Origin of the sequence: Rhizobium sp. BK181 (assembly GCF_014193305.1) — a bacterium.
In the GTDB taxonomy this organism is placed as follows: Bacteria; Pseudomonadota; Alphaproteobacteria; order Rhizobiales; family Rhizobiaceae; genus Rhizobium.
The window spans coordinates 137,022-163,026 of the sequence record NZ_JACHZA010000004.1 but is presented as its reverse complement, the minus strand read 5'-3'; the positions used below and the strand labels follow the sequence as shown (position 1 = coordinate 163,026).

Below are 26,005 nucleotides of genomic sequence, written 5' to 3'. Positions count from 1 at the left end.
AGGGGCAACATCGGCGATGGCAGGCAGACCAGGGAGACGACCGTGACCGCAGACATTCTTATCCGCAACGTCAGACCATTCGGTGGCGCACCGGCTGACCTCTATATCCGTGACGGTTGGCTTGCGCAGAACTCCGCGCAGAAGCCGGCGATTGAAATCGACGGGAGCGGCTATATTGCCCTGCCCGGTCTTGTAGAGGCACACGCCCACCTCGACAAAACCCTGGTTGGCATGGACTGGTTCGAGAACAGTGTCGGCCCGACCCGCAACGACCGGATTCTGGCCGACCGGCGGGCCAAGCGGGAGCTTGGCATCGATGCGCGCCGCCAGTCTGCACGCCAGATCATGCAGACTTTGGCGTTCGGAGTCATGCACATCCGCAGCCATGTCGACGTGGACACGGAAATCGGCATCGCCAATATCGAGGGCGTCATCGAAACCCGCGACAGATTCAAGGACCTTGTCGACGTGCAGATTGTCGCCTTCCCGCAAAGCGGCATGCTGGTTCGCGAGGGCACGCTTGCACTGATGGAAGAGGCGCTGAAAGCCGGAGCCGACGTCGTCGGCGGGATCGATCCGGCAAGCATCGACCGCGATCCCGTGCGCCATCTCGACGCAATCTTCGCGCTTGCCGAACGCTATCAGAAGCCAATCGACATTCATTTGCATGAACCGGGAGATTTGGGCGCCTTTTGTCTCGAACTGATCTTGGAGCGTACGCGCACACTTTCCCTGCAGGGCCGGGTGATGGTGAGCCACGCCTATTGCCTGGGCATGCTCGACAGCCAGCGGCAGCGTTCGCTCATCGATGCGTTGGCAGCGGAGCGTATAGCGGTGATGACAGTCGGAAGCCCGTCGGCGCCGGCATTGCCACTCCGCATCCTGCGCCAGTCCGGTGTCATCATGGCCTCCGGCTCCGACGGTATCCAGGGCACCTGGGAGCCGTGGGGCAACGGCGACATGCTGGAGCGCGCCAAATATCTTGCCCAACGCAACGGCATGACCAACGACGCGGACCTCAGGGACACGGCGAGCGTCTGCACTTTCGGTGGCGCCGAAGGTATTGGACTGGCGGACTACGGCCTCTCCGCGGGCTGCCGGGGTGATCTTGTGCTCGTTCGAGCCCAAACGCTCGCCGAAGCGGTCGCACTGACGCCGCAGAAGCGCACAGTCATCCGTCGCGGACGGGTCGTCGTGCGTGACGGCGTGATGAGCGAGGAACTGCCGAATGTCGAATGACGCATGGAGGACCAAAGAGGCCGGCCCGACGCTTTTGACTGCACGCTGGGTCGTCGGGCATCAGAACGGCCGCCGTGTCCTTTTCGAGGACGGTGAAGTCGTCTACGATAATGGCCGGATCGTCTTTGTCGGTCATCACTACAAAGGCCCGGTCGCGCGCCGCATCGACCACGGCATGGCCCTTATCGGTCCGGGTTTTATCGACCTGGACGCGCTTTCGGATCTCGATACCGGCGTGCTCGGCCTCGATCATCAGCCCGGCTGGAAGAAGGGGCGCGTCTGGCCGCGCGACTACGTCGATGCGGGGCCAGTCGAGATGCTCGACCCCGAAGAGTTGGCGTTTCAGAAGCGGTATGCTTTCGCCCAACTGATCCGGAACGGCATCACCACCGCGCTTCCCATCGCTTCGCTGTTCTACCGCGAGTGGAACGAAACCGCGGCTGAATTCTCCTCGGCGGCCGAGGCGGCGGAATCCCTGGGACTTCGCGTCTATCTCGGGCCGGCCTTTCGGGCAGGTCATTCCGTCGTCGAACCCGACGGCAGTATCGTCGTCGAGATAGACGAACTTCGCGGCGTCGAAGGGCTCAAGACAGCAATCGAGTTCTGTGCCACGCACGAAAACCGCAGCGGCGGACTCGTCCGCACGATGCTATCGCCTGATCGGATCGAGTTCTGGACAGCCGAACTCCTGAGGAGAACGGCAGAGGCAGCACGCGATCTTGATGTGCCGGTTCGCCTTCACTGCTGCCAGTCATCATTCGAGGTTGAGACAATCCGGCGTCGCTTCGGCATGACGAGTGCGAGCTGGCTCCAGCAGATCGGATTTCTCTCCGAACGAGCGCTGCTGCCGCATGGGACCCACGCCGATCGTAACGATCTCGACATCATCGCCGGAGCCGGCGCAACGCTGGTCCACTGTCCCCTGGTGATGGCAAGACATGGAGCCGCCCTTGATCATTTTTCCCGTCTCCGCGGGAGCGGCTTGCGGATCGGCATGGGCACCGATACTTGGCCACCCGACATGATCTTGAACATGCAGCTCGGCCTGATGCTCGGTCGCGTAATGGCAGGTGAAATCGACACGCCGAGGTCGGCAGACCTCTACGATGCAGCAACAATCGGCGGCGCCGACGCACTTCACCGCCCTGATCTTGGGCGGCTGCAACCTGGCGCCGCGGCGGATATCGTCGTCTTTGACCTGTCGAACGATCGGCTCGGACAGATCATCGACCCCATCGCGTGCCTCATGACGTCCGCATGCGGGCGCGACGTCCACACCGTCATCATCAATGGGCGCACAGTGATGGCGGAAGGCCGAATCCCGGGCTTCGACTTCGAGGCGGCACATCAGCGCGCGCAAGCACAATTTAACCGCCTCGTTGCGCGCTATCCCGAGCGAACCTGGCGTCATCCCTCGGTCGACGAGATCTTTCCTCCGACCTATCGGAGGCTACGGGCATGAAAAACGCTGGGATCATTGGGATGAGCGAGGACAATCCTGCCGCTCCATGCCTTTACGTGCTCAACGACGCAGTGGTAGCGTCCCCATTCTCTGGGTCTGCACACACTTTACGTCATTGCACGCTTGGATTTTAGATTAGGACGGTCATGGCCTCGACACTTCGCGATAAGAATCAGAAATCGGCGGTATCCAAGTCCGATGCCGTGTACCGCACCTTGAAGCGTGCGATCCTCGATCAGGCGCTTGCGGCCGGCACAAAGCTGCCAGAGGACTCGATCGGCGAGCGGCTTGGTGTAAGCCGCACCATCGTCAGGCAAGCGCTCGCCCGGCTTAACGGCGAAGGCCTGATCGAGTTGCGCCCCCACAAGGGGGCGTGCGTGGCACAGCCCAGTCTCGAGGACGCTCGCCATATCTTCGCGGTGCGTCAGGCGCTCGAAACGTTGGTTGTCGACACGTTGATCGGGACGTTGACCCCGCAGCAGATCCGACAGCTCGAAGCCCATGTGGATGCGGAGGACGCGGCACGCACCAACAACACGTCGGCGTCCATCCAGCTGGCGGGCGAATTTCACGTGCTGCTGGCCAAGCTGACGGAAAACGATGTGCTCCTGCGCTACGTCACCGAACTGGTTTCGCGCTCCTCGCTGATCCTGTCGCTTTACGGGCGTCCGCATTCGCCTGACTGCGCGGTGTCGGAGCACCGGGAACTGATCGCCGCCCTCGACAAGGGTGAGCGGGAACAGGCCTGCTCGCTGATGCGGCATCATATCGATGCCATCACCACTCGGGCGCTGCTCAAAGGCAACTCGGAGAAGGATTTCCCCGATTTGCTTGCGGCGTATGCGAGGGAAGAGGGATTGTAAGGCAGGCAAGGCGCCAGCGCGGAAGGGTTCAACAGCCGTCACCGCCCGCGATCATATCCAGAAGAAAGTGCGATTACAGCGAACGGTATGGAATCTCTGACGGCCTTGAAGCCTCAATGGTCAAGTGCTTGGTGGCGATCGAAGCCGCCTGGAGAATTCGCTCCTTCTGCAGGCTCGGGCCGGCAATCAAGGTGTCAATTCCGATGTTCGTTCGTCCGCGATCATCTTGCCCCAGATCGAGGTCGACCTCGAAGTACGGCACCAGCATCGTTGCCGTCCCGCGGACTTTCACGGATTCGTGGTCAACCGGCACAAACTTGGAAATAATGCGCCATTCACACTCCTCGCGAAACGAAGGATCCTTGAACGCACAGGCGAGTTGTTGGTAGCGGGTGACGATCTGGTTTGCCAACTCTTCGACCCGCTCATTGCCCAAGGCAGTGGTGGCATCGATCGCCGTTAAGGAGTGATCTATGAACTCCTTGGCGAGCGCAGCCTTCTGGCTCTGCTCATAGATGCATTTGATGAGGCGGAAGCCCGACCGCTCCGCAATCTTTTGCAGGTCGCGGACCAAAAATCCCAGACATAGGCCTCCTCCAACACCATATCCCCTCCACTGGCTGAGCAGATCGTCGTCCTCCGCAAAGGATGCCGTGTAGACATATCCCTGCTTGAAGTAGTCAACGAGAGAGGCGACCCGAAGCAATACGGCCTGATGTCCAGCGGACGCGTCCTTTGCGCGGGTCTCGGCTTCCGTTTTCAGGTAGCCAAGGCCGTAGACGAACTCCTCTGAATCATTGAGGTAATGAATATTTGTCGCCCACATCATTTTCGAGCCGACAATACCGATAAAGCCCTGAAGCGTTGTGTAGTGGAAGAGACGCGGCTGCAAAGTTGCTGTGGCCCTCCCGGTGGATTCCGGCAAAAGGGCAAGGTGACTTTCGATCAGGTTTGGCATAGGTCGAGCTCCGTTAAGGCATAACCACGCTACTCGTCTACAATACAGATAGGCATCCGCCTATCACCAGCGAACCCACCGGTTGATCTTCCAGAGACAATCAAGACACCTAAAGACAGGATCGCCAAATCTTACCCTACGGCGGTCGCGGGTTACCGTCGCGGCCCGTTCCGAACAGCTCAACGACCCACCGACTTGAGGGATGGTGACGACAAAACGTCAGCAAGGCGATCGAGATCGGCACGCCAATGAACGCGCCGAATACTCCCCAGAGATAGCCCCAGGCGAATACTGAAAACAACACGATAACAGGAGAAAGCGACAGCGCACTGCCTGAGACGCGTGGCTCGATGTAGCTACCGACGGCGAACTGTATGAGATTCAGCCCGATGAAGACCGCCAATACCGACTGCCAACTGTCGAATTGGATGAGGGCAAACATCGTGGGAAACAACGTTGCCACGAGCGGACCGACAAACGGGATGTAGTTGAGCGCGAACGCTATGATACCCCATTCTTCGGCGAGGGGCAGACCGAGTGCGCGTGTGAAGATCCAGACAAGCAGACCAGTTGCGATGCTCATCACCGTCCTGATTGACATGTAGCGGCGAAGTTTCTGTGCTGTTTCTCGGCTCCCGTTCAGTAGGAGCTCTCTCGCCGACTGGCTTCGCATCGCGGCAATCCTGCGGGCAAAATCCTCGACCTCCATCATCCCAAGCACAACGTACGTCAGCGCGATGAGCCAGAAGCTCAAGGCGCTGTTGACGTGGCTGCTCACGGTCTGAACGGCGCGTAGAATGGAGGTCGTTGAAAAGCTGTCGACCGAGAGCACCGCAACGGCTATGCCCTTGTCCTCTAGCCAGGCACGGATTTCTTCATAGTGCTGCTGGAAGCGGGAGGCATCGGCTATGACCCACCGCCCCGCCTGCCCAAAGGACCATGCCACAATCCACGCGAACACCACAAAGGCCAGTACCACAACAAGCAGGCTCACAAGGAGCGCAACGTAGCGTGGAACGATCCGTTGCATCCTCTGCTGTACAGGCCAGAGAAGAGCAATCACCAAGAGGGCAAACGTCAGCGGAGCAAGGACAGTCCTTGCCATCGGCAGCATTGCAAGGACGAGGAGTACCGCAATCAGAACCCAGGTTGCGGAAACCGCCCTCTCGCCACTTTCCCGCATCGCTTCCTCATAGCCTAGAGTGTGTTCTTGAATATCCGTCCGTCCTTGATGACGACACTCAGATTCTTTTGCGGATCTTCGATCATCTGCAGGTCATCAAGCGGATTGCCGTCCCAAACCAGGATATCGGCAAACGCCCCTTCTTCGATAACGCCGAGTTTGCCGCCATAAGGCGTCCGCAGACTTGAAAGCGCCAGAAGGTCCGCATTACCGGACGTCGCCATGCGCAACGCCTCGGCATTGGTATACCAGTTGGCGAGATGGGTCAGCATGGTATTCTGGCGGGGCGTCAGCGCCGGAGAAAAGAGCACATCGGAACCCCAGGCGGTCCTGATGCCATGTTTCTTCGCAAACTCGTAGATCTTAGGGGTTCCGGCAAATAGTTGCTTGATACGCTCCGCACCCGGGCCAGTTTGTGAGGCCGCATCGTCCATGGTCAGGAAAGGCTGCGTGCTCAGCCAGACGTTCTTGTCCACGAACATCCTTGCCGTGTCTTCATCCATCAGATGCGCATGCTCGACACACGCCGCTCCGCCGACGAGGGCGCGCTGCACTGTCTTCGGCGCGTAAGCGTGAACGGTGACGTAAGTATTCCAGTCCCGCGCCACATCGACTGCCGCCCGAATTTCGTCCTCGCTGAAAGTGGTCATGTCTAGAGGACTGCGGGGCGACGAAACGCCTCCCCCTCCGACGAGCTTGATCTGTGAGGCGCCCTGGAGAAGCTGTTCACGCACGCGTCGTTTCAGGTCGCCTACATCGTCGACAATAGCCGAGCTACCCATCATTTCACTGAGGCTGAGTTGACCATCTCGTGCAGGTATTTCGAATGGTTTGCGCAGGTCGGCGTGACCGCCGGACGTTGTAATCATCGCCCCTGAGGGGAAGATTCGAGGTCCCGGAATAGTGCCTTCATCGATTGCCTGCTTGAAGGTAAAGACGGGTCCGCCCAGGTCCCGCACGGTCGTGAAGCCTCGCATCAAGGTGCGCTCTGCTTCGGCTGTTGAAGACGCAAAAATGATGCCTGGATCCCCGACCATCAATGTTTGCAGCGGCACCGCGGCATATATCGTATGCCAGTGCGCATCGATCATACCTGGCATCAGAACGCGGTCACCGCATTCCATGATCGTTGCATCAGAAGGCGGTGCACTGTTGGTTTTATCGATGGCAGAGATCTTGTTGCCTTCGACCAGCACCTGAACGCCCGTCTGCAGTGTATCCGACTTGCCATCGAACAGCCGCACCTGAGTAAGAAGTAGCCGGGACGGTGGCGCTGGCGTCTGTGCGCTACCCACGCCGGGAAGCATCCCGGCAACCGTGGCCGATCCGATCCCGGCCAGAAAGGTTCGTCGCGAATAGTCGCTGAGATAGCCAGATCGTCGCTGCAGAAACGGATTTGCGCAGCCGCAACCGGCGTCATGAACAAGGTGTCGATACTTTCTGCCCAATCGGAACATTCGCATTCCTCCTAACCAGCGGCACCCCGACTATGGCTAGGAACCTAACATTGTATATGAGCGGACGCTACACGTGAGTGGCGCAGTCTGGTCTCGAAGATGCCCGCGATATCTTTGCCGATCGTCAAGCGCCTGAAACGCTGGTTGTCGACGCGTGAATCGTCAACTTGACAGCGGAACAATCCGCCTGCGCAATCTCCATGTAGACGTGCAGGGACGGCGTGTCGGCACGACATTGGCCGACATCAAGATTGTAGGAAAGACGAAGGTCAACTTATGAACGCCTGGTGAAAGGCGTCCATTCGAGTGACTGACAAGGGCAAGCGATCACAAGCTCAACTGCCGTTGTATCAATTGTCAGTGGGAATATGCGAGTCGACCCCGGTTGTTTCGATCTTGTTACGGACATGATGCACGCCCTCGACCGCAAGCGCTGCGAGCTCGGCTTTCCGGGCCATTCCGATTGTTTCGACCTCTCCTTCGAGGGTTGGCCATCTGCGTGAACCTCAATGCCGCCGACATCAACGTCGGGGATGTTCTCTAGGTTTTCCGCCACTTTCGCTTCCAGCTCATCGCTGTCGTCGCGGTCGATGAGCCCGGGGCGTAGCGAGTCCCTGAGAGGATTCTCGTTGCCATCCTCATCGACGCCATCCACCCGGAAGCCGCTGTTGGGTTCTCGCCCAGAAGCTTCGCCATAGGCACCGTTTGCCGAATCGGCGCCCGTCTGTCCCTTGTCGGCATAAGGCCAGCCGTCGTCGATATTGCGCTCCTCAAAATCGCGATAATCTTCTTCACGCGACAGTTCTTTATCCTTCCCAGGCATGATGATCTCCGCCGGTTGAGCTTCTGGGAGAAACTCATCGGCCTGGAAATGGTTTAGGGATGGTGTCACTCCGTACCGACGTGCGTCGACGCCCTAAACAGTTTCTCGAACTCGGCAAGATCGCCGGACGCGACGTCGGAAATCGCCCAGAAGGCGAGACCGCCGTCCGACCACAGAGCCATGTTGTATCCATCAAGCACATCCGCGGCCTGCGTGGACGACACAACCGGCCAGATGAAGAGGTTGATGACGTGCCCATGACGTCGGAAAACAAGGGCAGCGACGGCTCGACCGCCAATGTAGTCGACACGCCCCCCGACCAACGGGAAGCCGTCCTTTGAAAGATCGGTGACCGGTGGCGAAAAATCGATCTTGCCGTTGAACCAAGGCTTGACCGTGTGCTGGTCTGACGTCTGCACGTCGGTCAGATGATCGGCCATCATCGAGCGAACATGGCTTGCCAAAATCTGATCCTGCAAGAGCAAGGTCGGGGACGGCACGCTCGCAAAGATTATCAGACTTGCTGCAAGTGCGGCCAGCGATGGGACAAAACTCCATAACCGCAGGAAATCGAGAGCCTGACGCCAGCCCGACCGCCGTCCTAGCGGCAGACTGGATAACGCCCCATGCTCGAAGGACAGCATCGACATGACCTGTGAGTGCAATCCATCCGGTGGTCGCCATTTGACGCCGTCCTGATCGATGATCTGTCTTATAGCCCGGACCCTTTCAATCTCCGCTTTGCAATCCGAGCAGGTGGCCAGATGTTCCTCGAACCGCGCCGCACGATCGGAATCAAGCTCGCCATCGGCAAAGCCGTGCAGCATGGTGCGCCATTCGCAGTGCTTCTGATCGGCTTCGTCGCTCATCTGACTACCCCGGCTTTATCGCATTGGTCCCAAGCCTCGCCAAATTCGCGCCGCGCTCTAGCAAGCCGAGACATGACGGTCCCAACGGGCGCATCGATAACGTCGGCGATCTGCCGGTAGGACAGATCTTCCAGTTCGCGCAGAACAAGGACTTCCCGCATTGCCTCAGGGAGGCCGTTGATGACATCACGCACACGCTGCTGCTCGCTACGACGGATCGTCGCCGTTTCCGGCGTGTCCTCCTCCGAGGCGATCTCGTCCTCTGCGATGTCGTCGGCGTCCGCGCCGCCGCCATCGCTTAGCTGCCGCTCGAACCGCGCTTTGCGCCGATCCTGCTGGCGCCAAGCGTGACAGCAGTTCCGGACGATGGCAAAGAGCCAGGAACGCGGGTCGCCGCCGCGATATCCGCCGAAGCTGCGGTAAGCGCGCAGGAACGCCTCCTGAACGATATCCTGTGCTGCATCCGCGTCGCGGCTTAGAAAGCGAGCGAAATTGTAGGCCGCGTCAAGATGGGGAAGGATCGTCTGCTGGAAGCGCTGCATGAGTTCGTGCTGCGCACTCGCTTCGGCGTTGGATGCGTTCTGCTCTGCACCCACCCTTGCCGGAGCCATCAGGTGAAAGAGCTGCATTGCAGCTTTATGAAGCACCGCAAATGGTGACGATAGCGTCTGAGACCGCCGAAGGGCCAACCATCCCAACACGTCGTCTGATTCCGATGAATAGGCGGTCTGGGCGTCGGTCATCATTTTCCAGCCTCAGCAGCAAGGGATTCTAAGCGCGACACCCACATCCACGCAATGCGGCCATCTGCCATCAAGACCTTCCGCCGCACGTGTTTATTCCACCGCTGCACCGATTTTATTTGCCCGTGGAAGGACATCAGCCGCTGGTGGCAAAAACTTCTCAACATTTCCAGACACTTGAGAAACCACAGTCCAGTACCGGGAATAAGCACCGAGGAGAGCCGATCTAGTTCGTTAGCGATGGGCAGCACTTTGCCTGCGGCCTTCGCTACCCGAAATGCCATCAACAAGAGGAGGCATGCTCATGCTCACCATGTCACGTCGCGCTGTCCTGGGATCGGCAGCCGCCGCTGCGGCCTTCGGCCTCTCGTCGAAGCTCGAATTCGTCCTGCCGGCACTCGGCGCAACGCCGCTGGAGCCAGCAGTCGGCTTTTACAAATACAAGGTCGGCGATGTTGAGGTCACGGCGATCTATGACGGTATCTGGAAAAAACCGCACGATCCGAAGTTCATCAAGAATGCCTCGATCGACGATACCAAACAGGCGCTCTCAAACGCGGGGCTTACCACCGAATTCATGCCGATTCCGCTGACGGTCGTCGTCCTGAAGCTCGGCGATCATCTTGTCATGATGGATGCCGGCTCCGGCGTCGGCCAATGGCAAAGCAATGCCACGCACCTGCCGGCAAACATGGCTGCCGCCGGCATCGATTACAAGAACATCGATACGATCATGCTCTCACATTTCCACCCCGATCACGTCTGGGGCCTGATGGAAAAGGAAACCAATACGCCAGTCTTCCCGAACGCCGAGATCGTGGTCAATGCTGTGGAATACAACTGGTGGACAGAGCCTGGTCGGGTCGAAAAACTCGCCGAAGGCCGCAAGCCGGCAGGCAAGCGTATCGCCGATGTCTTTCCCAAATGGAAAAATTGGAAACTCGTTGACGACGGAGCGGAGGTTGCGCCCGGCGTCCGGCTTCTCGCGGCGCCGGGTCACACGCCAGGCCATTCCACTTACCTTGTTGCCTCCGGCGACAAGCAACTGCTCGTTTCCGCCGACATAATGTACGTGCCGGCGCTGCTCGCTCCCCATCCCGAATGGCAGGGCAGCTACGATCAGGACGGGCCGATGGCAATCGATACGCGCCGTCGCCTCATCGACCGCATCATCGCCGACGACATCGCCATTTGCGGATCGCACTTCCCCTTCCCTGGCTCAGGCACCTTCGTCAAGGACGGAAGCGCCTACGGCTTTACTCCGACAATCCATGCCTAAAGGCTCAAAGGAGACTAACATGAAACGCATGCTCTCAGGCTTCGCCCACTTCTGCGCTGCAGCCGTCTACCTTACGACATTCCCGGCCTTTGCTGTCGACAACATCGAATCCGCGACGGCTCCTGACCTGACCTCGGTACGTGCCAAGATTGAAGCCAGGAACTATGCTGGCGCCCTCGCCGAGCTTCGCGACCTCGCCGACAACAACCAGCAGGCCGATGTTTACAATCTGATGGGATTCACGCTTCGCAAGACCGGCGACTACAGGACATCGCTGACCTACTATACGAAGGCACTGGAGCTGCAGCCCGACCACAGGGCGGCACGCGAATATCTCGGCGAGCTCTATGTCGAAACAGGCGACCTACCCAAAGCCGAGGAGCAGGTGGCATTGTTGAAAGAACTCTGCCCTGGCGGTTGCGAGGAGCTCGAAGACCTACAAAAGGCGATCAGTACGAAGTACGGTAACTGACCCATCAAACGAGCATGAGAGCGGGCGGACAAGCCGCCTGCTTTCAGGATTGCGAGTGGGGACGGGCGCGTGCTCCGTAGTTCTGCGGTTTCAGTCCCGCACGACCGTCCAGTTGTCGTCGGGGTTGAACTCCTTGATCGCCGCGGCGCGTTGTTCGGTTTCCGGTCCGAGATCGCGCTGATAGACGATATTGGCACCGTTGACGATGAAGGTCTGAACCCCGGTCACACGATACGTGACTGGCCAGGCGATCAACGCAAAGCCGCCCGTCATGTTGCCGTTGACGATGTAGCTCTGCTTTCCACCGATCACGTTGGGGCCCTGGGCGGTCAGGATGCGATAGCGGTAGCCGTAATAGCCTTCGCCACGCTTCGCCTTGCTGAAGGCGGCGGTTTCTATCAGCGGCCCGGCCGGGCTTTCTTCGTCAAAGGCACCGGGCTCCCAGTAGAGGCCGTCACGTTGTCCCGGAGTGCTGATCAGCTTCTGTGCGAATTCGAAGAGACCGTCCTCGTCCTCGTCGATTTGCGCGTAGGCGTACTGGGCATTCACATAGTCATGCATGGTCTGGATCGTCGAGAGTTCATTCTGGCCAACGCGTCGATTGACGATCTCCTGCAGGCCGACTTCCGTATCGAATGCCCATTTGCCGTCCTTGTTCTTCGACAGGGGAAAGGGCAGCGGCCACAGGATGTCACCAATCAGAACAACTTTTCGATCGCCGAGGTCCTGCAATTTCAGTTGTCGTGCAGCACCCTCGCGGATCGTTGCGTAGCTTATCATCGCCTCGTTGCTGGCCTGCAGCTTGGCAGCATCCAGCCCGAGAAGTTTAGCCAAGCCGCCAACGTCATTGGCGCCCAACACGGTCTTGAGCTGTTCGAGCGCCGCTGCTGGGTCATCGAAGGCCGGCGGCGTGCCGGCCTCGAATTCCTGAAGATTCGTCTGACCCTGGGACATCGATGGGGCCGCCCAGGCCAGGGAGAGAGCCGTTCCGAGCAACAGCGGGATCAATTTCAACTGTAGTCTCATGGTTTATCTCCGGAAATCTGAATAGCTGGACACCCTATCGCCGACCGCCGCCGCCGCGACCGCCGCCCCCACGACCACCACCACCACGGCCGCCGCCGCCATGGGGAATCGGGCGCGAGCGTTGGGCAGAGGGACGTGGACCACCGCGCTGCCCGCCGCCCATGCTCTGTCCGCCTCGCCTGGAAGCCACCGCCTCACGCCGGCCGGATTGGACATTGCCGAGGGCGCTCGATTGGCGCGAACGGTTGTCGGGCCGCGCCGCCATCTTCGGCGCACTTGACCTGTTCTTGGCTGCCGGCCTTGACGGACGGTTGGCAGCGTTACCCGGCCGATTGGCCGCATTCCCCGGACGTGCATCCACACGATTGGCCACGTTGCCGGGGCGAGCATCGGGACGCGCCGCCCCTGGCCGGGTGGCGGCACGATCTCCCGCACCGGGTCGCTGCTTCAGGCCCTCCGCCGTGCTTTTGCGGATGTCGTCTGCGCGAGCGCTGACATTTCTGGTTCCCTGTCCACGATTTGCCTGCCGGTCGCTGACCTTGTTCTTTAGCTGGTTGCGGTTATCGGACTGCAGGCTGGATTTGATCGCCGAGCGGTCGATATTCGCAAGTTGATTTCTATCGATGTTCAGCTTGCTGCGATCGACCTTGGTCCAGTCGACGTCGTTCCAGTTGACCTTGCCGCTGAAATTCCGGTCGTTGAAGCAGTTGTTGCAGTCGAGATCGAGGTCGCCGCCCCAATTGCCGCCCCATACGCCCCAATCGTCCCAGTTGACGATGGCCCCCCACGCAATGCCCGTAACGGCTGCAGCGAAGAACGCTGCGCCTGGATAATAATAGTTGTCATACGAGTTCGGATAATAGGAGATCGGCTCGACCGCATAGCCCGGCTCGTAGAGCATTTCGGGCGGATATTGCGGAATATAGATTTTCTCCGGATTGGTCGGCCGAATGACGACGTTCTCGTTCTCTGTCACCACCGTGATCTTGTCGTCCGATTTGATGACATTTTTCGCCACCGCTTCGTCACGAAGCTGCTGGATGGCGATCAGCACATCCTTCTGCTGGTTGGTGATCGCATCCCCCAGCGATTGCGTCCAATCGAGGTCTTCGCTCATCATCTTGACGATATCAGGGTAGTTCAGAAGCGATATGACGCTTCCGTCCCAGTCGTCCTTCGGCTTGAGGTTGGTGTCCTTCTTCTTCGCCTCGAGGAAACGCTGCGCCTCGATAATCTCCAGCGGAAACAGCGAGGCAGCCGAGATCGCGGCTACCAGCTCATCCGGATAAAGCGCGATGCGCGCCACAAGCACTTCCATTTCGTCCTCGGAGAGGAGATCCGTCTCCGGCTGAGGCTGCGTCGGCGCGGTCGTCTCTGTCGCCGCAGGCTTCGGCGTGGGCGTCGCAGTCTGCGAATAGACCGGCGGCACCGCCTGCATCGAGATGATTGCCAGGGCAGAAAGCCCCGCAAGCAGCTTGAAGGATCTTGCTTTCATCACGCATTGACCTCCTTGCATGAAACCTTCGATTGAATGTTCAGACCTACCGCAGCTTGGGCTTTGCCAGGCCCCATCGACTGAGCGTCACGATTTTCGATTGGGACAGCGCCTCGCCGATCTCGGCGACAAGCGCCTCGACAAGGCTCGCATATTCCTGGCGCCGAGCTTCCCTCACGTCATCCGGAAGACCGTCCACATTCGCCAATGTCTCGGCAGCGGCGGCCAGGTCTTCACACATGCTGCGAAAGGTTTCGCTTGCGCGAAACAACTGCCGCACCCGCTCGACCTGCCCCGAAAAATGCGCCTCGGCGATCGCGAGCGCGGACAGTTCTGCCGAATTGCTTTCTCCCGACGTCATGCCGCCCCCCGCTGTCGTAGTCGCGTCAAGCAGATGGCGGCATCATATAACGATTGCCGGGAGCGTAAGCGTAACTTACGCGATCCTACGGCGTGATGGCCTTCGACCTGGAGGGACATTTTCTGCCCCGCAGCCAAGCATGACAGCCGCCCGAGAACTGTCTCCAGCAGCGGTGAACCTGCGGATTCGATAGAGGTTACGCGATGCTACGGGCCTTTACCCCAAAGTACGTCTAGTATTCCGTCCTCGGCTGTGACCGGATGGGCGCTGCAAACAGCCGAAAAGGAGGGACCGTGTTTCTCGACTACTTTGCACTGGGAGTGTTGGTCTTCGTGGTGGTCACCCTCTTCTATGCGGTGATTGCCATCCACGACATTCCGCATCTAATCGCCAAGGCCAGAAACCATCCGCACCAGGACGCCATCCATGTTGCCGGTTGGGTGAGCCTGTTCACGTTGCACGCAATCTGGCCCTTCCTGTTCATCTGGGCCACGCTCTACCGCGAAGATCGCGGCTGGGGGATACGGACGGATGGCAAGTTGTCCCCCGAGGCCGAAGCCAATGCCGAAATTGCGCGCCTTCACGCGCGGATCGCGGAACTCGAGGCGCAGTCGCCGGAGAAGGAGAACGCCTGATGGATCTGCTCCTCATACTCACTTATGCCGCAATCTGTTGGGTGATCTTCAAGGTCTTCCGCATTCCCGTGAACCAGTGGACGCTTGCAACGGCAGTTCTCGGCGGAATCTTCCTGATTTCCACCCTGTTGCTGCTCATGAGCTACAACCACCCCTATTCCAGCGACGGGCGCATCTATTTTACCTCCGCTCCGGTCATTCCGACGGTCGGCGGTCAGGTCGTGGAAGTACCCGTCACGCCAAACGCTCCGCTGAAGAAGGGCGACGTCCTCTTCAGGATCGATCCTCGCCCCTACCAATATACCGTCGATCAGAAAAAGGCGTCGCTTGCTGAAGCCAAGCAAACTGTCCTGCAACTGAAGGCGGCTCTGGACGCCGCCAACTCGGCCGTAACTGGTGCGGAAGCATCAAGAGACAGGTCGTTGCAGGCGTTTGAGAAATTCCAGGCCTCGAACGAAAACGCGAAGTCGAGCGGCAGGGGCGCCGTGTACTCTGAACTGGAAGTCGAGAACCGGCGCGGCATCTACCTGACGGCCGAGGCCGCCGTCGATACGGCGCGCGCACAGGCGGCACAAGCCCAACTCGCTTATGAATCGGAGATCAACGGCACAAACCCCACTGTGGCACGACTGCAGGCCGAGTTGCTCAACGCCGAATACGACCTCGACCAGACCACCGTCCGGGCACCAAGCGACGGTTATGTGACGCAGGTCTTTCTCCGGCCCGGCATGATGGCAAATCCCCTGCCCTTGCGGCCGGTGATGGTCTTCATCAACAGCGAGGATCGAATGCTGGCAGCCGCCTTCATCCAGAACTCGCTCCAGCGCGTACGCGTCGGCGACGATGCCGAGGTGGCCTTCAAAGCGGTACCCGGCAAGATCTTCAAGGCGCGCGTCCAGGAGGTCATCGACGTTATGGCGCAGGGCCAGTTGCAGCCGAGCGGCGCCTTGATCGATCCGCAATCACCCGAACGAGTTTCACCGGGACAAACGCTGGCGCGCATCGAACTCCTGGAAAGCACCGACGGGTACCAACTGCCCGGAGGCGTCGTCGCCGAAGTTGCCGTCTACACACATTACTGGCACCACGTTGCCGTCTTGCGCAAGGTCCTGCTGCGCATGAGCAGCTGGATGAATTACGTCTTCCTCGAACATTAATACGCATCAACTTTTCCGGTCGCCGCTTGAGTGTGGCGGCCGGCCAGACTCTCGGAGACTACAAAAAAACAAAGGAGCCCGAGGTGATAGGCAGCCTACCAATGTTGCGCGGCTTAGCCGGCTTCAACAAGGACTGGCTTCGTAGCGATATCCCAGCTGGGTTGTCGATCGCTGCGGTGGGCTTGCCGAGCGCCATTGCCTATCCCGCGATTGCCGGCCTGCCGCCGGAGACAGGCATCTATGCCAGCATCGTTGCTCCGATCGCCTACGCAATCTTCGGTCCCTCGAAGCTTCTAATCGTTGGCCCTGATGCCGCCACGATGACGGTGCTTGCCGCGGCGATGGCAGCGATCATCGCAGCCGAGCCTGCGGCCGCCAGCGTCGACCGCGTCGCTATCGCCTCGGCCCTCGCCCTTGGCGTCGGCGTGTTCTGCATCTTGGCAAAGCTGCTGCGGCTCGGTGTCCTCGCGAGTTTCCTGTCACGTCCAATCTTGGTCGGCTTCTTTGCAGGGGTATCGCTGTCTATCCTTGTCGGACAAATCAGCCGTTTCACCGGAGTAAAGATCGAATCCGACGGTCTCCTTGCGCCGGTCGTCGAGATTCTCAGCAAGGCCGCCTTGATCCATTGGCCGTCACTTCTATTCGGACTCGCTATGTTCGCGCTGCTCTGGATCGTGAAGGCTTTGGACCTCAAGATCCCGGGTCCTGTTCTCGTGGTTGTTATTTCCGTCGTTCTCTCCGCGCTCTTCGACTTCCGCAGACACGGCATGGCCGTCGTCGGCGATATTCCAAGTGGCTTCCCGAGCTTCTCCCTGCCGGCAGTCCATCAGATGCCGCTTAGTCAGCTCGTTCTTGGTTCGGCTGTGATCTTTCTCGTGAGCTTCGGCGCAGGCATCGTAACCGCGCGAAGCTTCGGATCGCGCACCGGCGAAGAAGTCGATGCGAACCAGGAACTGATAGGCCTCGGCGCAGCCAACATTGCACCCGGTCTGTTCGGTTCATTTCCCATCAGCATGTCGGACTCGAGAACCGCCATAAATCTGTCGACCGGCGGCGTTTCCCAACTGGCGGGACTGGTCTCCGCCGCCACTCTGGTTGCAGCTCTTGTATTCCTCCACAGCGCCCTGCGGATCCTGCCGATCCCCGCACTCGCTGCCATCCTTGCAACCGCAGCCATCAGCCTGATCGACGTTCAGGAACTCAAGAAGATCTGGCACATCAGTCGCATGGAGTTCGTCTTTGCGCTGATCGCCATGTGGGGCGCGATCAGCTTCGGCGTCCTCAACGGCGTGGTCGTCGCCGTGGCCGCTACCTTCGTCTACCTCCTGCGTAAGACGATGTTTCCGCGCGACGGCCTCCTTGGCCACATTGAAGGTCGGCACGGTTTTTTTGACCTCACTCGCTTCCCGGATGCTCGCCCTGTCGAAGGCGCTGCCGTCTTCGCGATCCAGGGCAACATCCTGTTTTACAACGCCGACTATGTACGCACGCGCTTGACAACGGTTGCCAAGGAGCTCGCCGCCGGAACCAAGTGCTTCGTTCTCGACGCCAGTGCGATCACGCACGTGGATAGCACCGGCGCCGTCGCGCTCGATGCCGTGGCGGATGCCTTGGCGGAACGGAACATCGTCTTTGCCATCGCCGATCTCAGCCAGGAAAGCCGCGACGTCCTCGAGCGTGCCGGCGTCATCAAGAAGATCGGCACCCATAATCTTTTCAATGGTCGGGAAGAGGCGTTGCGCGCGCTGATAGGCAATTCTGCAGAACAGTGAAAGTGCTCAGCGACATAGAACAATGGAGGGAACGATGGACGAAGCATACGATGTGAAACAAGAGGCTTCAGCGGAACGCAAAGGCAAACACAAGAAGGCCAAGTCCTGGGACTACGACAAGGAGATCAAGCGGCTGCAGATTGAACTGTCGCATCTGCAGGCGTGGGTAAAGAAGTCGGGCGCCCGCATCGTCATTATCTTCGAGGGCCGTGACGCCGCCGGCAAGGGTGGCATGATCAAGAGGATCACCGAGAAGGTCAGTCCACGCGTATTCCGCGTCGTCGCCTTGCCCGCACCCACCGATCGCGAGAAATCCCAGATCTACATGCAGCGTTATATTGCGCACCTGCCGGCAGCCGGCGAGATCGTGATCTTCGACCGCAGCTGGTACAACCGCGCCGGTGTTGATCGCGTGATGGGCTTCGCCAGCGAGAAGAAGGCGCAGCGCTTCCTCGAACTGGCGCCCCGCTTCGAGGCGGCGATCGTCGAAAGCGGCGTCATTCTGCTGAAGTACTTCTTGACCGTCAGCGAGGAAGAACAGGAACGCCGCTTCAAGCGTCGGATCGATGATCCGGTCAGACAGTGGAAGCTCAGCCCAATGGACGTGGAGTCCTACCAGCGTTGGTGGGACTATACGCGGGCGTACGACGAGATGCTGCGGATGACGGACAGCAACCACGCGCCATGGTGGATCGTGCCTTCCGACGACAAGGAGCGCGCCCGGATCAACTGCATCTCTCACATCCTGCAGTCGATCCCTTACGAGCGGGTAAAGTTCCAAGCACCGGATCTCGGCAAACGGCAGAAGCGGCCGTCGAATTACATGGAGGATCAGAGCCTTAGAAACATCGTGCCGGAGACGACGCGATGACGCCTGATCCATTCGGCCACGTCCTGGCGAAACTCTTGGGATAGGCACACACGATGGAGCAACAGACGAGCGGGACCGCGATTGGAGCCAGTCCCGCGCAGATTTCAGTGGAAGCCCGGGTCAGCGACCTGGTTCGGATCGGCATCATTGGGCTCTTCGCCTATTGGAGCCTGCAACTGATTGCGCCATTCGCGCTGATCGTCATCTGGTCGGCGATCCTTGCGGTGGCGCTCTTTCCCTTGTTCAATGGCCTGTCCAAGCTGCTCGGGGATCGGCCCGTGCTTTCGGCCACGGTTATCGTCATCGCTTGCCTTGTGCTGATCATCGCACCGCTGGCGCTGGTCGCCGTCAATTTCGCTGACGCGACGCAGGACCTCGTGGCTCAATTGAAGTCCGACAATTTCACGCTGCCCGCAGCGCCGGAAGCAATACGCGGTTGGCCTGTGGTCGGCGAGCGCCTCTATGCCGGCTGGAACCAGGTGGCAGGCAATCTCGCTGAGGCGATCATGAAGTTCCAGGCGCCTCTTCGCGAAGTGATGGGTGTTATCCTCGCCAAGCTTGCGTCGATCGGCGGTGGAGTGTTGAGTTTCGTTGCTTCCATCATTCTCTCCGGCATCTTCCTCACCATGTCTCCCCGCCTCGCCTCAACCATTCAGGTACTAGCCGGCCGCATTGGCGGTGAGAGGGGTGTGGGCTTCGCGCGGCTGGCGGGATCAACCGTTCGCAACGTCTCGCGCGGAGTCATCGGTGTTGCACTGCTTCAGACACTCCTCTGCGGCCTGTGTTTCGCGTTTTTCGATATCCCGGCGCGCGGAGCCCTGACATTTCTCGTGTTCATGCTTTGCCTGATGCAACTTGGCCCGGGTCTTGTCCTTATCCCGGCCATCGTCTGGGCATGGTTCTCCTGGCCGACGTCGATCGCGTTTGCCTTTACCGTCGTGGCGATCCCGATCACGGTGGTCGACAACGTCTTGAAGCCGATCCTGATGTCTCGGGGACTATCGACCCCAATGCCGGTAATCCTCATCGGTGTCATCGGCGGAACCCTTTCCCATGGCCTGCTCGGCCTGTTCTTAGGACCGATCGTCCTCAGCGTCTTCTATGAGTTGCTGCGTGCCTGGGCTTGGCCTTCGGAGGCGCCAGATGCAGCGATGAGTTCTCCAACAGTCCCGGAGCGCGCGAAGGTAGATTGACACCTGCCAGCACAGCGCCGCGCGGCTCGGTGCACCATTCTCTGCAAAACGCCGAGAAGCCTGCAGCGCTACGTGTCGGCTTGTTGTATCCCGTGCTATCGGCAGGCAACCATTTCAGGATGGGTCTGACGCAGCGGTTGCAGCCTTCGGTAGTTATGCGCTAGTATCAGATGTAGCTAAATATTTGCGTGATCTCGTTAGGGCGTCATCATGAGCAGCGCAATAATCAAGCCAATGAGGCCGACGGCCGAGGAAGTCTACCAGCAACTTGAACGAATACTCTCGAGCGAAGAGTTCCACTCGCCGGAGCGAGGTCGGAGGTTTCTGGAATTCATCATAAACGAGACCTTGGAGGGACGATCGGAGTTCCTGAAGGCCTTCACGATTGCCAACGAGGTTTTCGGGCGCCAAGTCAACTTCGACGCCCAAAACGATCCCGTTGTCAGGATCGAAGCTGGTCGCGTTCGACGGGCCCTCGAACGCTACTACCTCGTCGCCGGACAGATGGACAGCGTAACGATCACCATACCGAAGGGCGGATACAGGCCGTATTTCGAGTATACTGATTGCCCGCCAAGCCCGACGTTGCAGACGGCGCCCGTCGGTTCGACGCCATCTGCGGAACAGGACGAGACTGAGCGGTCGCTTCCCCAGGTCGGACGCCCCATCCGTCAACAATTGATGGGCCTGACGCTGGGCGCTGCTTTGCTGGTCGGAGCCACCTCGCTTCATGTCTTCCTCACGCCGACATTTTCGCTGTTCGGCAATGATCCGTCTGGAACATCGCCAATAATACCATCCGAACCGCGAATCATTGTCGAGACGTTCGACGGCGGCGGCCTTTCAAGCACCGCCGCCAACCTCGCGCATGGCCTGCGAGACGAAATCATCGGCAAGCTCGCGAAGTTCGATGACATCGTCGTGATTGCGGATTCGTCAAAGACCGAAGAGCGAAGCCAGACCGCTTATGGCTTAGAGGGCAATGTCCAGCTCGACGGGGACAGGCTGCGGCTCGCCGCTCGGCTAGTACGTCAGTCAGACGGGGTTGTAATCTGGGCCAACAACTACGATGCGGATGTTCGCGTGCAGGGCAAACTCGAGATTCAGGCTTACGCTGCCGAACAGATCGCCAGCGCCGTCGCTGAGCCATACGGTGCGGTCTTTAGGGCCGACACCGACACAATCGTCCAGCAACCCCAGGCTGGAAGTGCTGATGCCTATGCCTGCAGACTAGCCTACTACAGCTATCGCCGGTCGATGGATGCTCAGAGTCACCAAGCAGCGCGCGATTGCCTCCAGCGAGCGACGGAAATGTTTCCAAAGAGTGCCGCTTCCTGGGCACTGCTGTCTCTGACCTATCTGGATGAAATGCGGTTTCGCTACAAGCTCGGCACGTCGCCCACACCCCAAACATTGGAACTCGCCACTGCCGCCGCGGAGACAGCAGCATCGCTCGCCCCCAACGACGCGCGCGTCCTTCAGGCTCTCATGCTGGTAAGTTTCTTCAGAAACGACATCGACAAGGCGCTGCAGGCGGGCGCAGCCGCCTACGCCGTGAACCCCAACGACACGGAAGTCGCGGGCGAATACGGTCTGCGACTGGCGATGTCCGGGAAATGGGCATCGGGCTGCGAGCTGATTTCGAACGTTGTCAACCGGGGTGTGGGACCGAAGGGATACTATGAAATCGGCATGGCATTGTGCGCCCTCATGAGAAACGACATCCAGGCGGCAGAACTTTGGTCTCGCATGTCCGACCTGGAATACAATCCCATGCATCATCTCGTGCTGCTTTCGATCCTCGGCGCAGCCGGGAAAACAGCCGACGCCAAGCAGGAAGAGAATTGGCTGAGTGCCCACGCACCAGGATTGATGAAGGACATCCGCCGGGAGGTCTCCTTGCGCCTGCAACGGCCGGAGGATCAGGAGAGATTTTTCAGGGGTCTACGAGCCGTGGGTATCGTAGTAGAACCTGCGGGGCAAGGTTGACGGCGGACTCGTTTTGGACGCCCTCCGGCAGGGGCCTTCCGTCCGCCTTCTGATTACTGCCGCATGGATATCGCATCGGCAACCTTCCGTGCGATCTCATCCTGGATGTCGAGGATGCCGCCTTCGCGAAGAGTGTTGTCATAAGCGCCCGTCCAGACCACGGCTCCGTCGGCTCGATCAACCAACCGAATTTGGACGTGCAGCCGGCCATTCTCTGTCTCTAGGCTACCTTGCAAAAAGAGCCGCGCTTGACCTGCAGCGAGAGAGGTGTCTGTCCCTAACGCCTTAACCGCGATTGAGTTGACCTTTGTCAGCTGCACGATAATTCCGTCGGTCAACCCCTTGGCAAAATCCGCGTCGCCATCGCCCCGACCTATGCCGACCAAAGGCTCGACGACGATCTGCGGTCGCAATACATCGCGATCAGGCGAAGTCGCGACGAATATGGGGCGAAGCGAAGCGAACAATCCTTCGATTGGACGGATCAGCGCGAAGACGCCTACTGCAAAAACGACAACCAGCAACCCAATCGGCAGCACCAGTTCGCGATACGCAAGGCGGCGCTTCTCTTGCGCCACCGCGGGCTCGGCTCGCATCGAACGGGTTTCCGGTCCGACGTCCAGCTGGCCCGAAATGAAACTCGGTACGTATCTGCCCTTGGGAATGGTAATCTGGATGGGATCACTTTGCCCGGCCACCAGATAGTAACGCTCCAGCGCGCGGCGAATACGCCCGGTCTCGATACGAACGACCGGGTCGTTTTGCGCATCAAAGGAGGCATCACGGCCGAAGACAGCCTGGGCAATGGCATAGGCTCTCAGATTCTCCAGCCGCCCCGCCAAGGCTTCGTCGACGATGTACGCTAGAAACCTTCGGCTGCGATCCGGAACCTGGAACTCTGCGCTCGACAAGATGCGGTCGAGTTGATCCCGGACCCTTGCGGGTTCGGGTGAGAGATTTTGTCCACCCGGCGAACTCATTGCTTCCTCCCGTAAGCAACTGCAAGTACGCTGCATCTAACCAGTTTGGAACGCACGGTATCCGAGCAAGCGGCAACAAACTCGCAACGTCCACTCGGTAGCTCCGCATAGTTGAAGTCGATTCCCGGGAGGCCCGCAAGGATCAAGCAGCAACTCCCAGTACAATTCCTGAGATTCACCTCGATCGGTCAATCGATAATGTGGTAGCCGCCGTCGATGTAGATGGTATCGCCAGTGATCAGGCGCGCGGCGTCATGGGCCAGGAAGGCCGTTGCCATACCGACATCGTCGATCGAGACGAGGCTGCGCGTTGGGGCCGTTTCCTGGGCCTTGTTCAACAGCTCGTCAAATTCCGGGATACCGGAGGCTGCCCTCGTCGCTAAGGGACCTGGCGAGATGGCATGAACACGAATACCCTTCGGCCCAAGTTCAGCGGCTATGTAGCGGACGGCGCTTTCCAGCGCAGCCTTGGCCACACCCATGACGTTGTAGTTTTTCACCACCATCTGGCTGCCGTAATAGGTCATGGTGAACAGCGTGCCGCCGCGCTTCATCAATGGCTCGGCAAGATGCGCCATGCGGATGAACGACCAGCAGGAGATGTCCATCGTCTTCAGGAAGCCATCCTGCGGCACATCTACGACGCGTCCCTGCAGCGTATCCTTCGGCGAGAATGCAATCGAATGCACGACGAAATCGAGTTCACCCCATTGCTCCGAGATACGGTCGAAGACGGCCTCGAGCTGTCCGGGCACGGCAACATCGAGCGGCATAACAATGGGCGCCTCGAGCTCCTCGGCCAGCGGCTCGACATGAGGCTTGGCCTTGTCGTTAAGATAGGTCACCGCGAGTTCCGCGCCCAAGGCGCGAAATGCTCGGGCACAGCCCCACGCGATCGACTGGTCGTTGGCAATGCCGACCACCAGCCCGCGTTTTCCTTCGAGAAGCTTGGCCTTTACTTCTGGAATCATATCCACCCCTCTCCTTTTAAGCGTCCAGTGCGCCGCCTAGGCCGCGATCAGCGCCAGCGTATGGCGCGCAATCATCAGTTCTTCGTCAGTCGGCACGACATAGATGGCGACCTTGCTGTCGTCGCTGGAGACAAGTAGCTCGCCGGCCTCGTTCCGCGCCGGGTCGACCGACGCGCCAAGCCATTCCAGCTTCTTTGCAATCCGTGCACGCATCACCGGCGAATTTTCACCGACACCAGCGGTAAACACAAAAGCGTCCAGCCCGCCGAGTGCGGCTGCCAGCGCGCCGGCATTGAGGCCGATGCGGTGGACAAAATGGTCAAGCGCGAGCCTTGCGCCCGTTTCGTCGCTGGCAAGCAGGTCGCGAACATCGTTGCTGCTGCCGGAAAGCCCCTTGAGGCCTGACTCCTTGTAAAGCAGGTCCTGCAGTTGCGGTGCCGTCATCCCATGCTGCTGAAGGAGATAGAGCAGCACACCGGGATCGATCTGGCCGCATCGCGTGCCCATGGGCAGGCCGTCGAGTGCAGTAAAGCCGAGCGTGCACTCGATGCTCACACCCTGGTGCAACGCGCACATCGATGCGCCGCTCCCTAGATGGGCAACGATAACTCGTCGTTTTCCGACAGCAGGTGCAATGTCCGTCAGCCTTCCGGCCACATATTCGTAAGACAGCCCGTGAAAACCGTAGCGCCGAACACCCTCCTCGAAATAATGCGCCGGAATAGCATAGTGATCCGTCATCGGGTCGTGGCCTCGATGAAAGGCCGTGTCGAAGCAAGCGACCTGCCGAAGCTCGGGTTGCCGTTCCAAAAGCACGCGGATAGGCGCGAGGTTGTTGGGCTGATGTAACGGTGCCAGCGGCGCATACTGCTCCAACTCGCGAAGCAACGTCGCGTCGATCCGCGCCGGACGTGAATGGTTCGGACCGCCATGGACGACGCGATGACCGACCGCGATCAGTCGCCCCTCCTGCCGCTGCCGCAGCCACTCGCCGACCAGGCGCATCGCCGCCACCAGGTCGGGAACAGCGTCAAGCGGATAGTTTTCGTTCGCCAACCGCTCGCCGCCGGCGCTCTTGATGGTGAGGTGTGGCGACGTGCCAATCCCTTCCATCTGGCCCTTGATCAGCCGCACCAGCGAACTCGCAACCGAAAACACTTCGAATTTCAGGCTCGACGAACCGGCATTCACGACGAGGATGGTATCCATGGCATCAACTACCCTGTATCGGTGCTGTGCGGCGGCGTGCATCGGCAAGCAAGACTGCGACGGCGCAGGAGGCAAGACGCGCCCGGACCGAATCCGCCCGGGATGTCAGGATGATCGGCACACGGGCGCCGAGAACAATGCCCGCAGCGTCCGCCCTTGCGAGGAAGGTCAAGTTCTTCGCCAGCATATTGCCTGCCTCGAGATTGGGCACGACCAGGATCTGCGCGCGGCCGGCGACCGGCGACTGGATGCCCTTTATCCGTGCCGCTTCCGGGTCGATCGCGTTGTCGAAAGCAAGCGGCCCGTCGAGAATGCCATCGGTGATCTGCCCACGCTCGGCCATCTTGCAAAGCGCTGCTGCGTCGATGGTCGAAGGGATCTTCGACGTCACTGTTTCGACAGCCGAAAGGATTGCCACTCGTGGCACTCCCAGACCAATCTGCGTGAACAGATCGATCGCGTTCTGAATGATGTCCCGCTTGGCATCGAGATCCGGCGCGATATTGATTGCCGCGTCGGTAATGAACAAGGTCTCCGAGTAGTGCGGAACATCCATGACAAAGACGTGGCTGATCCGGCGTGCCGTCCGTAGCCCCGTCGTGGATGAGGCCACCGCCCGCATGAGCTCATCCGTGTGCAGGCTTCCCTTCATCAGGAGGTCGGCGCCACCTTCCCGGATAATCTCCACCGACTTCGCCGCCGCTGCGTCGCTATGCGGTGTGTCGACCAGTTCGAATGGCGAGATATCGAGGTTGTGTGACTGGGCGACCGCTTGCACCTTCTCTGCTGGCCCGACAAGGATCGGGCGCATCAACCCGACCTCGGCCGCCTCGACCGCTCCACGCAGCGATGTCTCGTCGCAAGGATGGGCGACAACCGTCTGCATCTGCGGCACCTGCTTTGCCTTTGCGACCAGCCGTTCATATTTCTCGTGACGCCCGGCTTCTTCCCCGATGTTGTCCAGATCCGACATCTGCACATGCTCCATGTTGAAGGAC

The 26,005-nt window shown here is 59.6% G+C and carries 23 protein-coding genes and 1 pseudogene; 11 read left to right on the top strand and 13 right to left on the bottom strand.

The window, feature by feature from the left end:
• Positions 1-42: 42 nt before the first annotated feature.
• The 3 genes from FHT77_RS13195 (at position 43) to FHT77_RS13185 (ending at position 3,564) form a co-directional block, all read left to right on the top strand.
• Positions 43-1,239, top strand: a complete 1,197-nt coding sequence (locus FHT77_RS13195; RefSeq protein WP_183755452.1) for an amidohydrolase — start codon at positions 43-45, stop codon at positions 1,237-1,239.
• Positions 1,229-2,701, top strand: a complete 1,473-nt coding sequence (locus FHT77_RS13190) for an amidohydrolase family protein (protein ID WP_183755451.1) — start codon at positions 1,229-1,231, stop codon at positions 2,699-2,701. The genes FHT77_RS13195 and FHT77_RS13190 overlap by 11 nt, the downstream gene beginning before the upstream one ends.
• A 146-nt stretch (positions 2,702-2,847) precedes the next feature.
• Positions 2,848-3,564: a GntR family transcriptional regulator gene (locus FHT77_RS13185; protein ID WP_183755450.1), complete on the top strand. Its 717-nt coding sequence runs from the start codon at positions 2,848-2,850 to the stop codon at positions 3,562-3,564.
• A 73-nt stretch (positions 3,565-3,637) separates the two neighbouring features.
• Here FHT77_RS13185 and FHT77_RS13180 read toward each other — a convergent pair whose 3' ends face one another.
• The 6 genes and pseudogenes from FHT77_RS13180 to FHT77_RS13155 form a co-directional block, all read right to left on the bottom strand.
• Positions 3,638-4,522 (bottom strand): DUF2971 domain-containing protein, encoded by an 885-nt coding sequence (locus FHT77_RS13180; protein WP_183755449.1) that lies wholly within the window; start codon positions 4,520-4,522, stop codon positions 3,638-3,640.
• A 136-nt stretch (positions 4,523-4,658) separates the two neighbouring features.
• A complete protein-coding gene (locus FHT77_RS13175; RefSeq protein WP_183755448.1) occupies positions 4,659-5,705 on the bottom strand; it encodes an AI-2E family transporter in 1,047 nt (348 codons plus the stop codon).
• A 14-nt stretch (positions 5,706-5,719) separates the two neighbouring features.
• On the bottom strand, positions 5,720-7,162 hold the full coding sequence (locus FHT77_RS13170) for an amidohydrolase family protein (RefSeq protein ID WP_183755447.1): 1,443 nt from the start codon (positions 7,160-7,162) through the stop codon (positions 5,720-5,722).
• Between the two features lie 350 nt (positions 7,163-7,512).
• A pseudogene (locus FHT77_RS13165) lies at positions 7,513-7,985 on the bottom strand (BON domain-containing protein).
• A 65-nt stretch (positions 7,986-8,050) separates the two neighbouring features.
• Positions 8,051-8,854, bottom strand: a complete 804-nt coding sequence (locus FHT77_RS13160; protein ID WP_246719825.1) for an anti-sigma factor family protein — start codon at positions 8,852-8,854, stop codon at positions 8,051-8,053.
• Positions 8,851-9,600: a sigma-70 family RNA polymerase sigma factor gene (locus FHT77_RS13155; RefSeq protein WP_409527452.1), complete on the bottom strand. Its 750-nt coding sequence runs from the start codon at positions 9,598-9,600 to the stop codon at positions 8,851-8,853. Before FHT77_RS13155 ends, FHT77_RS13160 begins: the two co-directional genes overlap by 4 nt.
• A 301-nt stretch (positions 9,601-9,901) precedes the next feature.
• Between FHT77_RS13155 and FHT77_RS13150 the strand changes: the two genes are divergently transcribed.
• Both FHT77_RS13150 and FHT77_RS13145 read left to right on the top strand, forming a co-directional pair.
• A complete protein-coding gene (locus tag FHT77_RS13150) occupies positions 9,902-10,876 on the top strand; it encodes an MBL fold metallo-hydrolase (RefSeq protein WP_183755446.1) in 975 nt (324 codons plus the stop codon).
• A gap of 19 nt (positions 10,877-10,895) precedes the next feature.
• Positions 10,896-11,348, top strand: coding sequence for a tetratricopeptide repeat protein (locus tag FHT77_RS13145; RefSeq protein ID WP_183755445.1), 453 nt, complete (start codon positions 10,896-10,898; stop codon positions 11,346-11,348).
• 90 nt (positions 11,349-11,438) lie between these two features.
• Here the strand turns inward: FHT77_RS13145 and FHT77_RS13140 are convergent, their stop codons facing one another.
• The 3 genes from FHT77_RS13140 to FHT77_RS13130 are packed head-to-tail and all read right to left on the bottom strand — an operon-like array spanning position 11,439 to position 14,230.
• Entirely contained in the window at positions 11,439-12,374 is a 936-nt protein-coding gene (locus FHT77_RS13140) for a DUF2950 domain-containing protein (RefSeq protein WP_183755444.1), read from the bottom strand.
• A 34-nt stretch (positions 12,375-12,408) separates the two neighbouring features.
• Positions 12,409-13,869: a DUF3300 domain-containing protein gene (locus FHT77_RS13135; RefSeq protein ID WP_183755659.1), complete on the bottom strand. Its 1,461-nt coding sequence runs from the start codon at positions 13,867-13,869 to the stop codon at positions 12,409-12,411.
• 46 nt (positions 13,870-13,915) lie between these two features.
• The gene (locus FHT77_RS13130; RefSeq protein WP_183755443.1) at positions 13,916-14,230 is read right to left on the bottom strand and encodes a hypothetical protein; all 315 of its coding nucleotides are present in this window, start codon (positions 14,228-14,230) and stop codon (positions 13,916-13,918) included.
• 293 nt (positions 14,231-14,523) lie between these two features.
• Here FHT77_RS13130 and FHT77_RS13125 point away from each other — a divergent pair, with 293 nt between their 5' ends.
• From FHT77_RS13125 to FHT77_RS13100, 6 genes are all read left to right on the top strand, one after another.
• Positions 14,524-14,865, top strand: a complete 342-nt coding sequence (locus FHT77_RS13125) for a DUF3302 domain-containing protein (protein ID WP_183755442.1) — start codon at positions 14,524-14,526, stop codon at positions 14,863-14,865.
• Positions 14,865-16,022 (top strand): HlyD family secretion protein, encoded by a 1,158-nt coding sequence (locus FHT77_RS13120; protein ID WP_183755441.1) that lies wholly within the window; start codon positions 14,865-14,867, stop codon positions 16,020-16,022. The genes FHT77_RS13125 and FHT77_RS13120 overlap by 1 nt, the downstream gene beginning before the upstream one ends.
• Positions 16,023-16,123: 101 nt before the next feature.
• Positions 16,124-17,794 carry a SulP family inorganic anion transporter gene (locus FHT77_RS13115; protein ID WP_210280895.1) on the top strand — a complete coding sequence of 557 codons (1,671 nt, stop codon included), beginning with the start codon at positions 16,124-16,126 and terminating at the stop codon, positions 17,792-17,794.
• A gap of 34 nt (positions 17,795-17,828) precedes the next feature.
• A complete protein-coding gene (ppk2, locus tag FHT77_RS13110) occupies positions 17,829-18,665 on the top strand; it encodes a polyphosphate kinase 2 (protein WP_183755439.1) in 837 nt (278 codons plus the stop codon).
• 53 nt (positions 18,666-18,718) lie between these two features.
• Positions 18,719-19,858, top strand: coding sequence for an AI-2E family transporter (locus FHT77_RS13105; RefSeq protein ID WP_183755438.1), 1,140 nt, complete (start codon positions 18,719-18,721; stop codon positions 19,856-19,858).
• Positions 19,859-20,068: 210 nt separating this feature from the next.
• Positions 20,069-21,847 carry a hypothetical protein gene (locus tag FHT77_RS13100; RefSeq protein WP_183755437.1) on the top strand — a complete coding sequence of 593 codons (1,779 nt, stop codon included), beginning with the start codon at positions 20,069-20,071 and terminating at the stop codon, positions 21,845-21,847.
• A 53-nt stretch (positions 21,848-21,900) separates the two neighbouring features.
• On the opposite strand, the gene FHT77_RS13095 is transcribed toward FHT77_RS13100, so the two are convergent.
• The 4 genes from FHT77_RS13095 to FHT77_RS13080 form a co-directional block, all read right to left on the bottom strand.
• Positions 21,901-22,827 (bottom strand): hypothetical protein, encoded by a 927-nt coding sequence (locus tag FHT77_RS13095; protein WP_183755436.1) that lies wholly within the window; start codon positions 22,825-22,827, stop codon positions 21,901-21,903.
• Between the two features lie 188 nt (positions 22,828-23,015).
• The gene (fabI, locus tag FHT77_RS13090) at positions 23,016-23,798 is read right to left on the bottom strand and encodes an enoyl-ACP reductase FabI (RefSeq protein ID WP_183755435.1); all 783 of its coding nucleotides are present in this window, start codon (positions 23,796-23,798) and stop codon (positions 23,016-23,018) included.
• Between the two features lie 36 nt (positions 23,799-23,834).
• The gene (locus tag FHT77_RS13085) at positions 23,835-25,007 is read right to left on the bottom strand and encodes an acetate/propionate family kinase (RefSeq protein ID WP_183755434.1); all 1,173 of its coding nucleotides are present in this window, start codon (positions 25,005-25,007) and stop codon (positions 23,835-23,837) included.
• A gap of 4 nt (positions 25,008-25,011) precedes the next feature.
• Positions 25,012-25,980 carry a phosphate acetyltransferase gene (locus FHT77_RS13080; protein ID WP_183755433.1) on the bottom strand — a complete coding sequence of 323 codons (969 nt, stop codon included), beginning with the start codon at positions 25,978-25,980 and terminating at the stop codon, positions 25,012-25,014.
• Positions 25,981-26,005 lie beyond the last annotated feature (25 nt).

Excerpts from the sequence above, each read along its gene's own strand:
- FHT77_RS13190 (WP_183755451.1), top strand. The coding sequence starts at position 1,229 with ATGTCGAATGACGCATGGAGGACCAAAGAGGCCGGCCCGACGCTTTTG.
- FHT77_RS13155 (WP_409527452.1), bottom strand. The coding sequence starts at position 9,600 with ATGATGACCGACGCCCAGACCGCCTATTCATCGGAATCAGACGACGTG.
- FHT77_RS13080 (WP_183755433.1), bottom strand. The coding sequence starts at position 25,980 with ATGTCGGATCTGGACAACATCGGGGAAGAAGCCGGGCGTCACGAGAAA.
- FHT77_RS13120 (WP_183755441.1), top strand. The coding sequence starts at position 14,865 with ATGGATCTGCTCCTCATACTCACTTATGCCGCAATCTGTTGGGTGATC.
- FHT77_RS13160 (WP_246719825.1), bottom strand. The coding sequence starts at position 8,854 with ATGAGCGACGAAGCCGATCAGAAGCACTGCGAATGGCGCACCATGCTG.
- FHT77_RS13100 (WP_183755437.1), top strand. The coding sequence starts at position 20,069 with ATGAGCAGCGCAATAATCAAGCCAATGAGGCCGACGGCCGAGGAAGTC.
- FHT77_RS13130 (WP_183755443.1), bottom strand. The coding sequence starts at position 14,230 with ATGACGTCGGGAGAAAGCAATTCGGCAGAACTGTCCGCGCTCGCGATC.
- FHT77_RS13140 (WP_183755444.1), bottom strand. The coding sequence starts at position 12,374 with ATGAGACTACAGTTGAAATTGATCCCGCTGTTGCTCGGAACGGCTCTC.
- FHT77_RS13095 (WP_183755436.1), bottom strand. The coding sequence starts at position 22,827 with ATGAGTTCGCCGGGTGGACAAAATCTCTCACCCGAACCCGCAAGGGTC.
- FHT77_RS13180 (WP_183755449.1), bottom strand. The coding sequence starts at position 4,522 with ATGCCAAACCTGATCGAAAGTCACCTTGCCCTTTTGCCGGAATCCACC.
- FHT77_RS13115 (WP_210280895.1), top strand. The coding sequence starts at position 16,124 with ATGTTGCGCGGCTTAGCCGGCTTCAACAAGGACTGGCTTCGTAGCGAT.
- FHT77_RS13085 (WP_183755434.1), bottom strand. The coding sequence starts at position 25,007 with ATGGATACCATCCTCGTCGTGAATGCCGGTTCGTCGAGCCTGAAATTC.
- FHT77_RS13145 (WP_183755445.1), top strand. The coding sequence starts at position 10,896 with ATGAAACGCATGCTCTCAGGCTTCGCCCACTTCTGCGCTGCAGCCGTC.
- FHT77_RS13150 (WP_183755446.1), top strand. The coding sequence starts at position 9,902 with ATGCTCACCATGTCACGTCGCGCTGTCCTGGGATCGGCAGCCGCCGCT.
- ppk2 (WP_183755439.1), top strand. The coding sequence starts at position 17,829 with ATGGACGAAGCATACGATGTGAAACAAGAGGCTTCAGCGGAACGCAAA.
- FHT77_RS13185 (WP_183755450.1), top strand. The coding sequence starts at position 2,848 with ATGGCCTCGACACTTCGCGATAAGAATCAGAAATCGGCGGTATCCAAG.
- FHT77_RS13170 (WP_183755447.1), bottom strand. The coding sequence starts at position 7,162 with ATGTTCCGATTGGGCAGAAAGTATCGACACCTTGTTCATGACGCCGGT.
- FHT77_RS13175 (WP_183755448.1), bottom strand. The coding sequence starts at position 5,705 with ATGCGGGAAAGTGGCGAGAGGGCGGTTTCCGCAACCTGGGTTCTGATT.
- fabI (WP_183755435.1), bottom strand. The coding sequence starts at position 23,798 with ATGATTCCAGAAGTAAAGGCCAAGCTTCTCGAAGGAAAACGCGGGCTG.
- FHT77_RS13105 (WP_183755438.1), top strand. The coding sequence starts at position 18,719 with ATGGAGCAACAGACGAGCGGGACCGCGATTGGAGCCAGTCCCGCGCAG.
- FHT77_RS13135 (WP_183755659.1), bottom strand. The coding sequence starts at position 13,869 with ATGAAAGCAAGATCCTTCAAGCTGCTTGCGGGGCTTTCTGCCCTGGCA.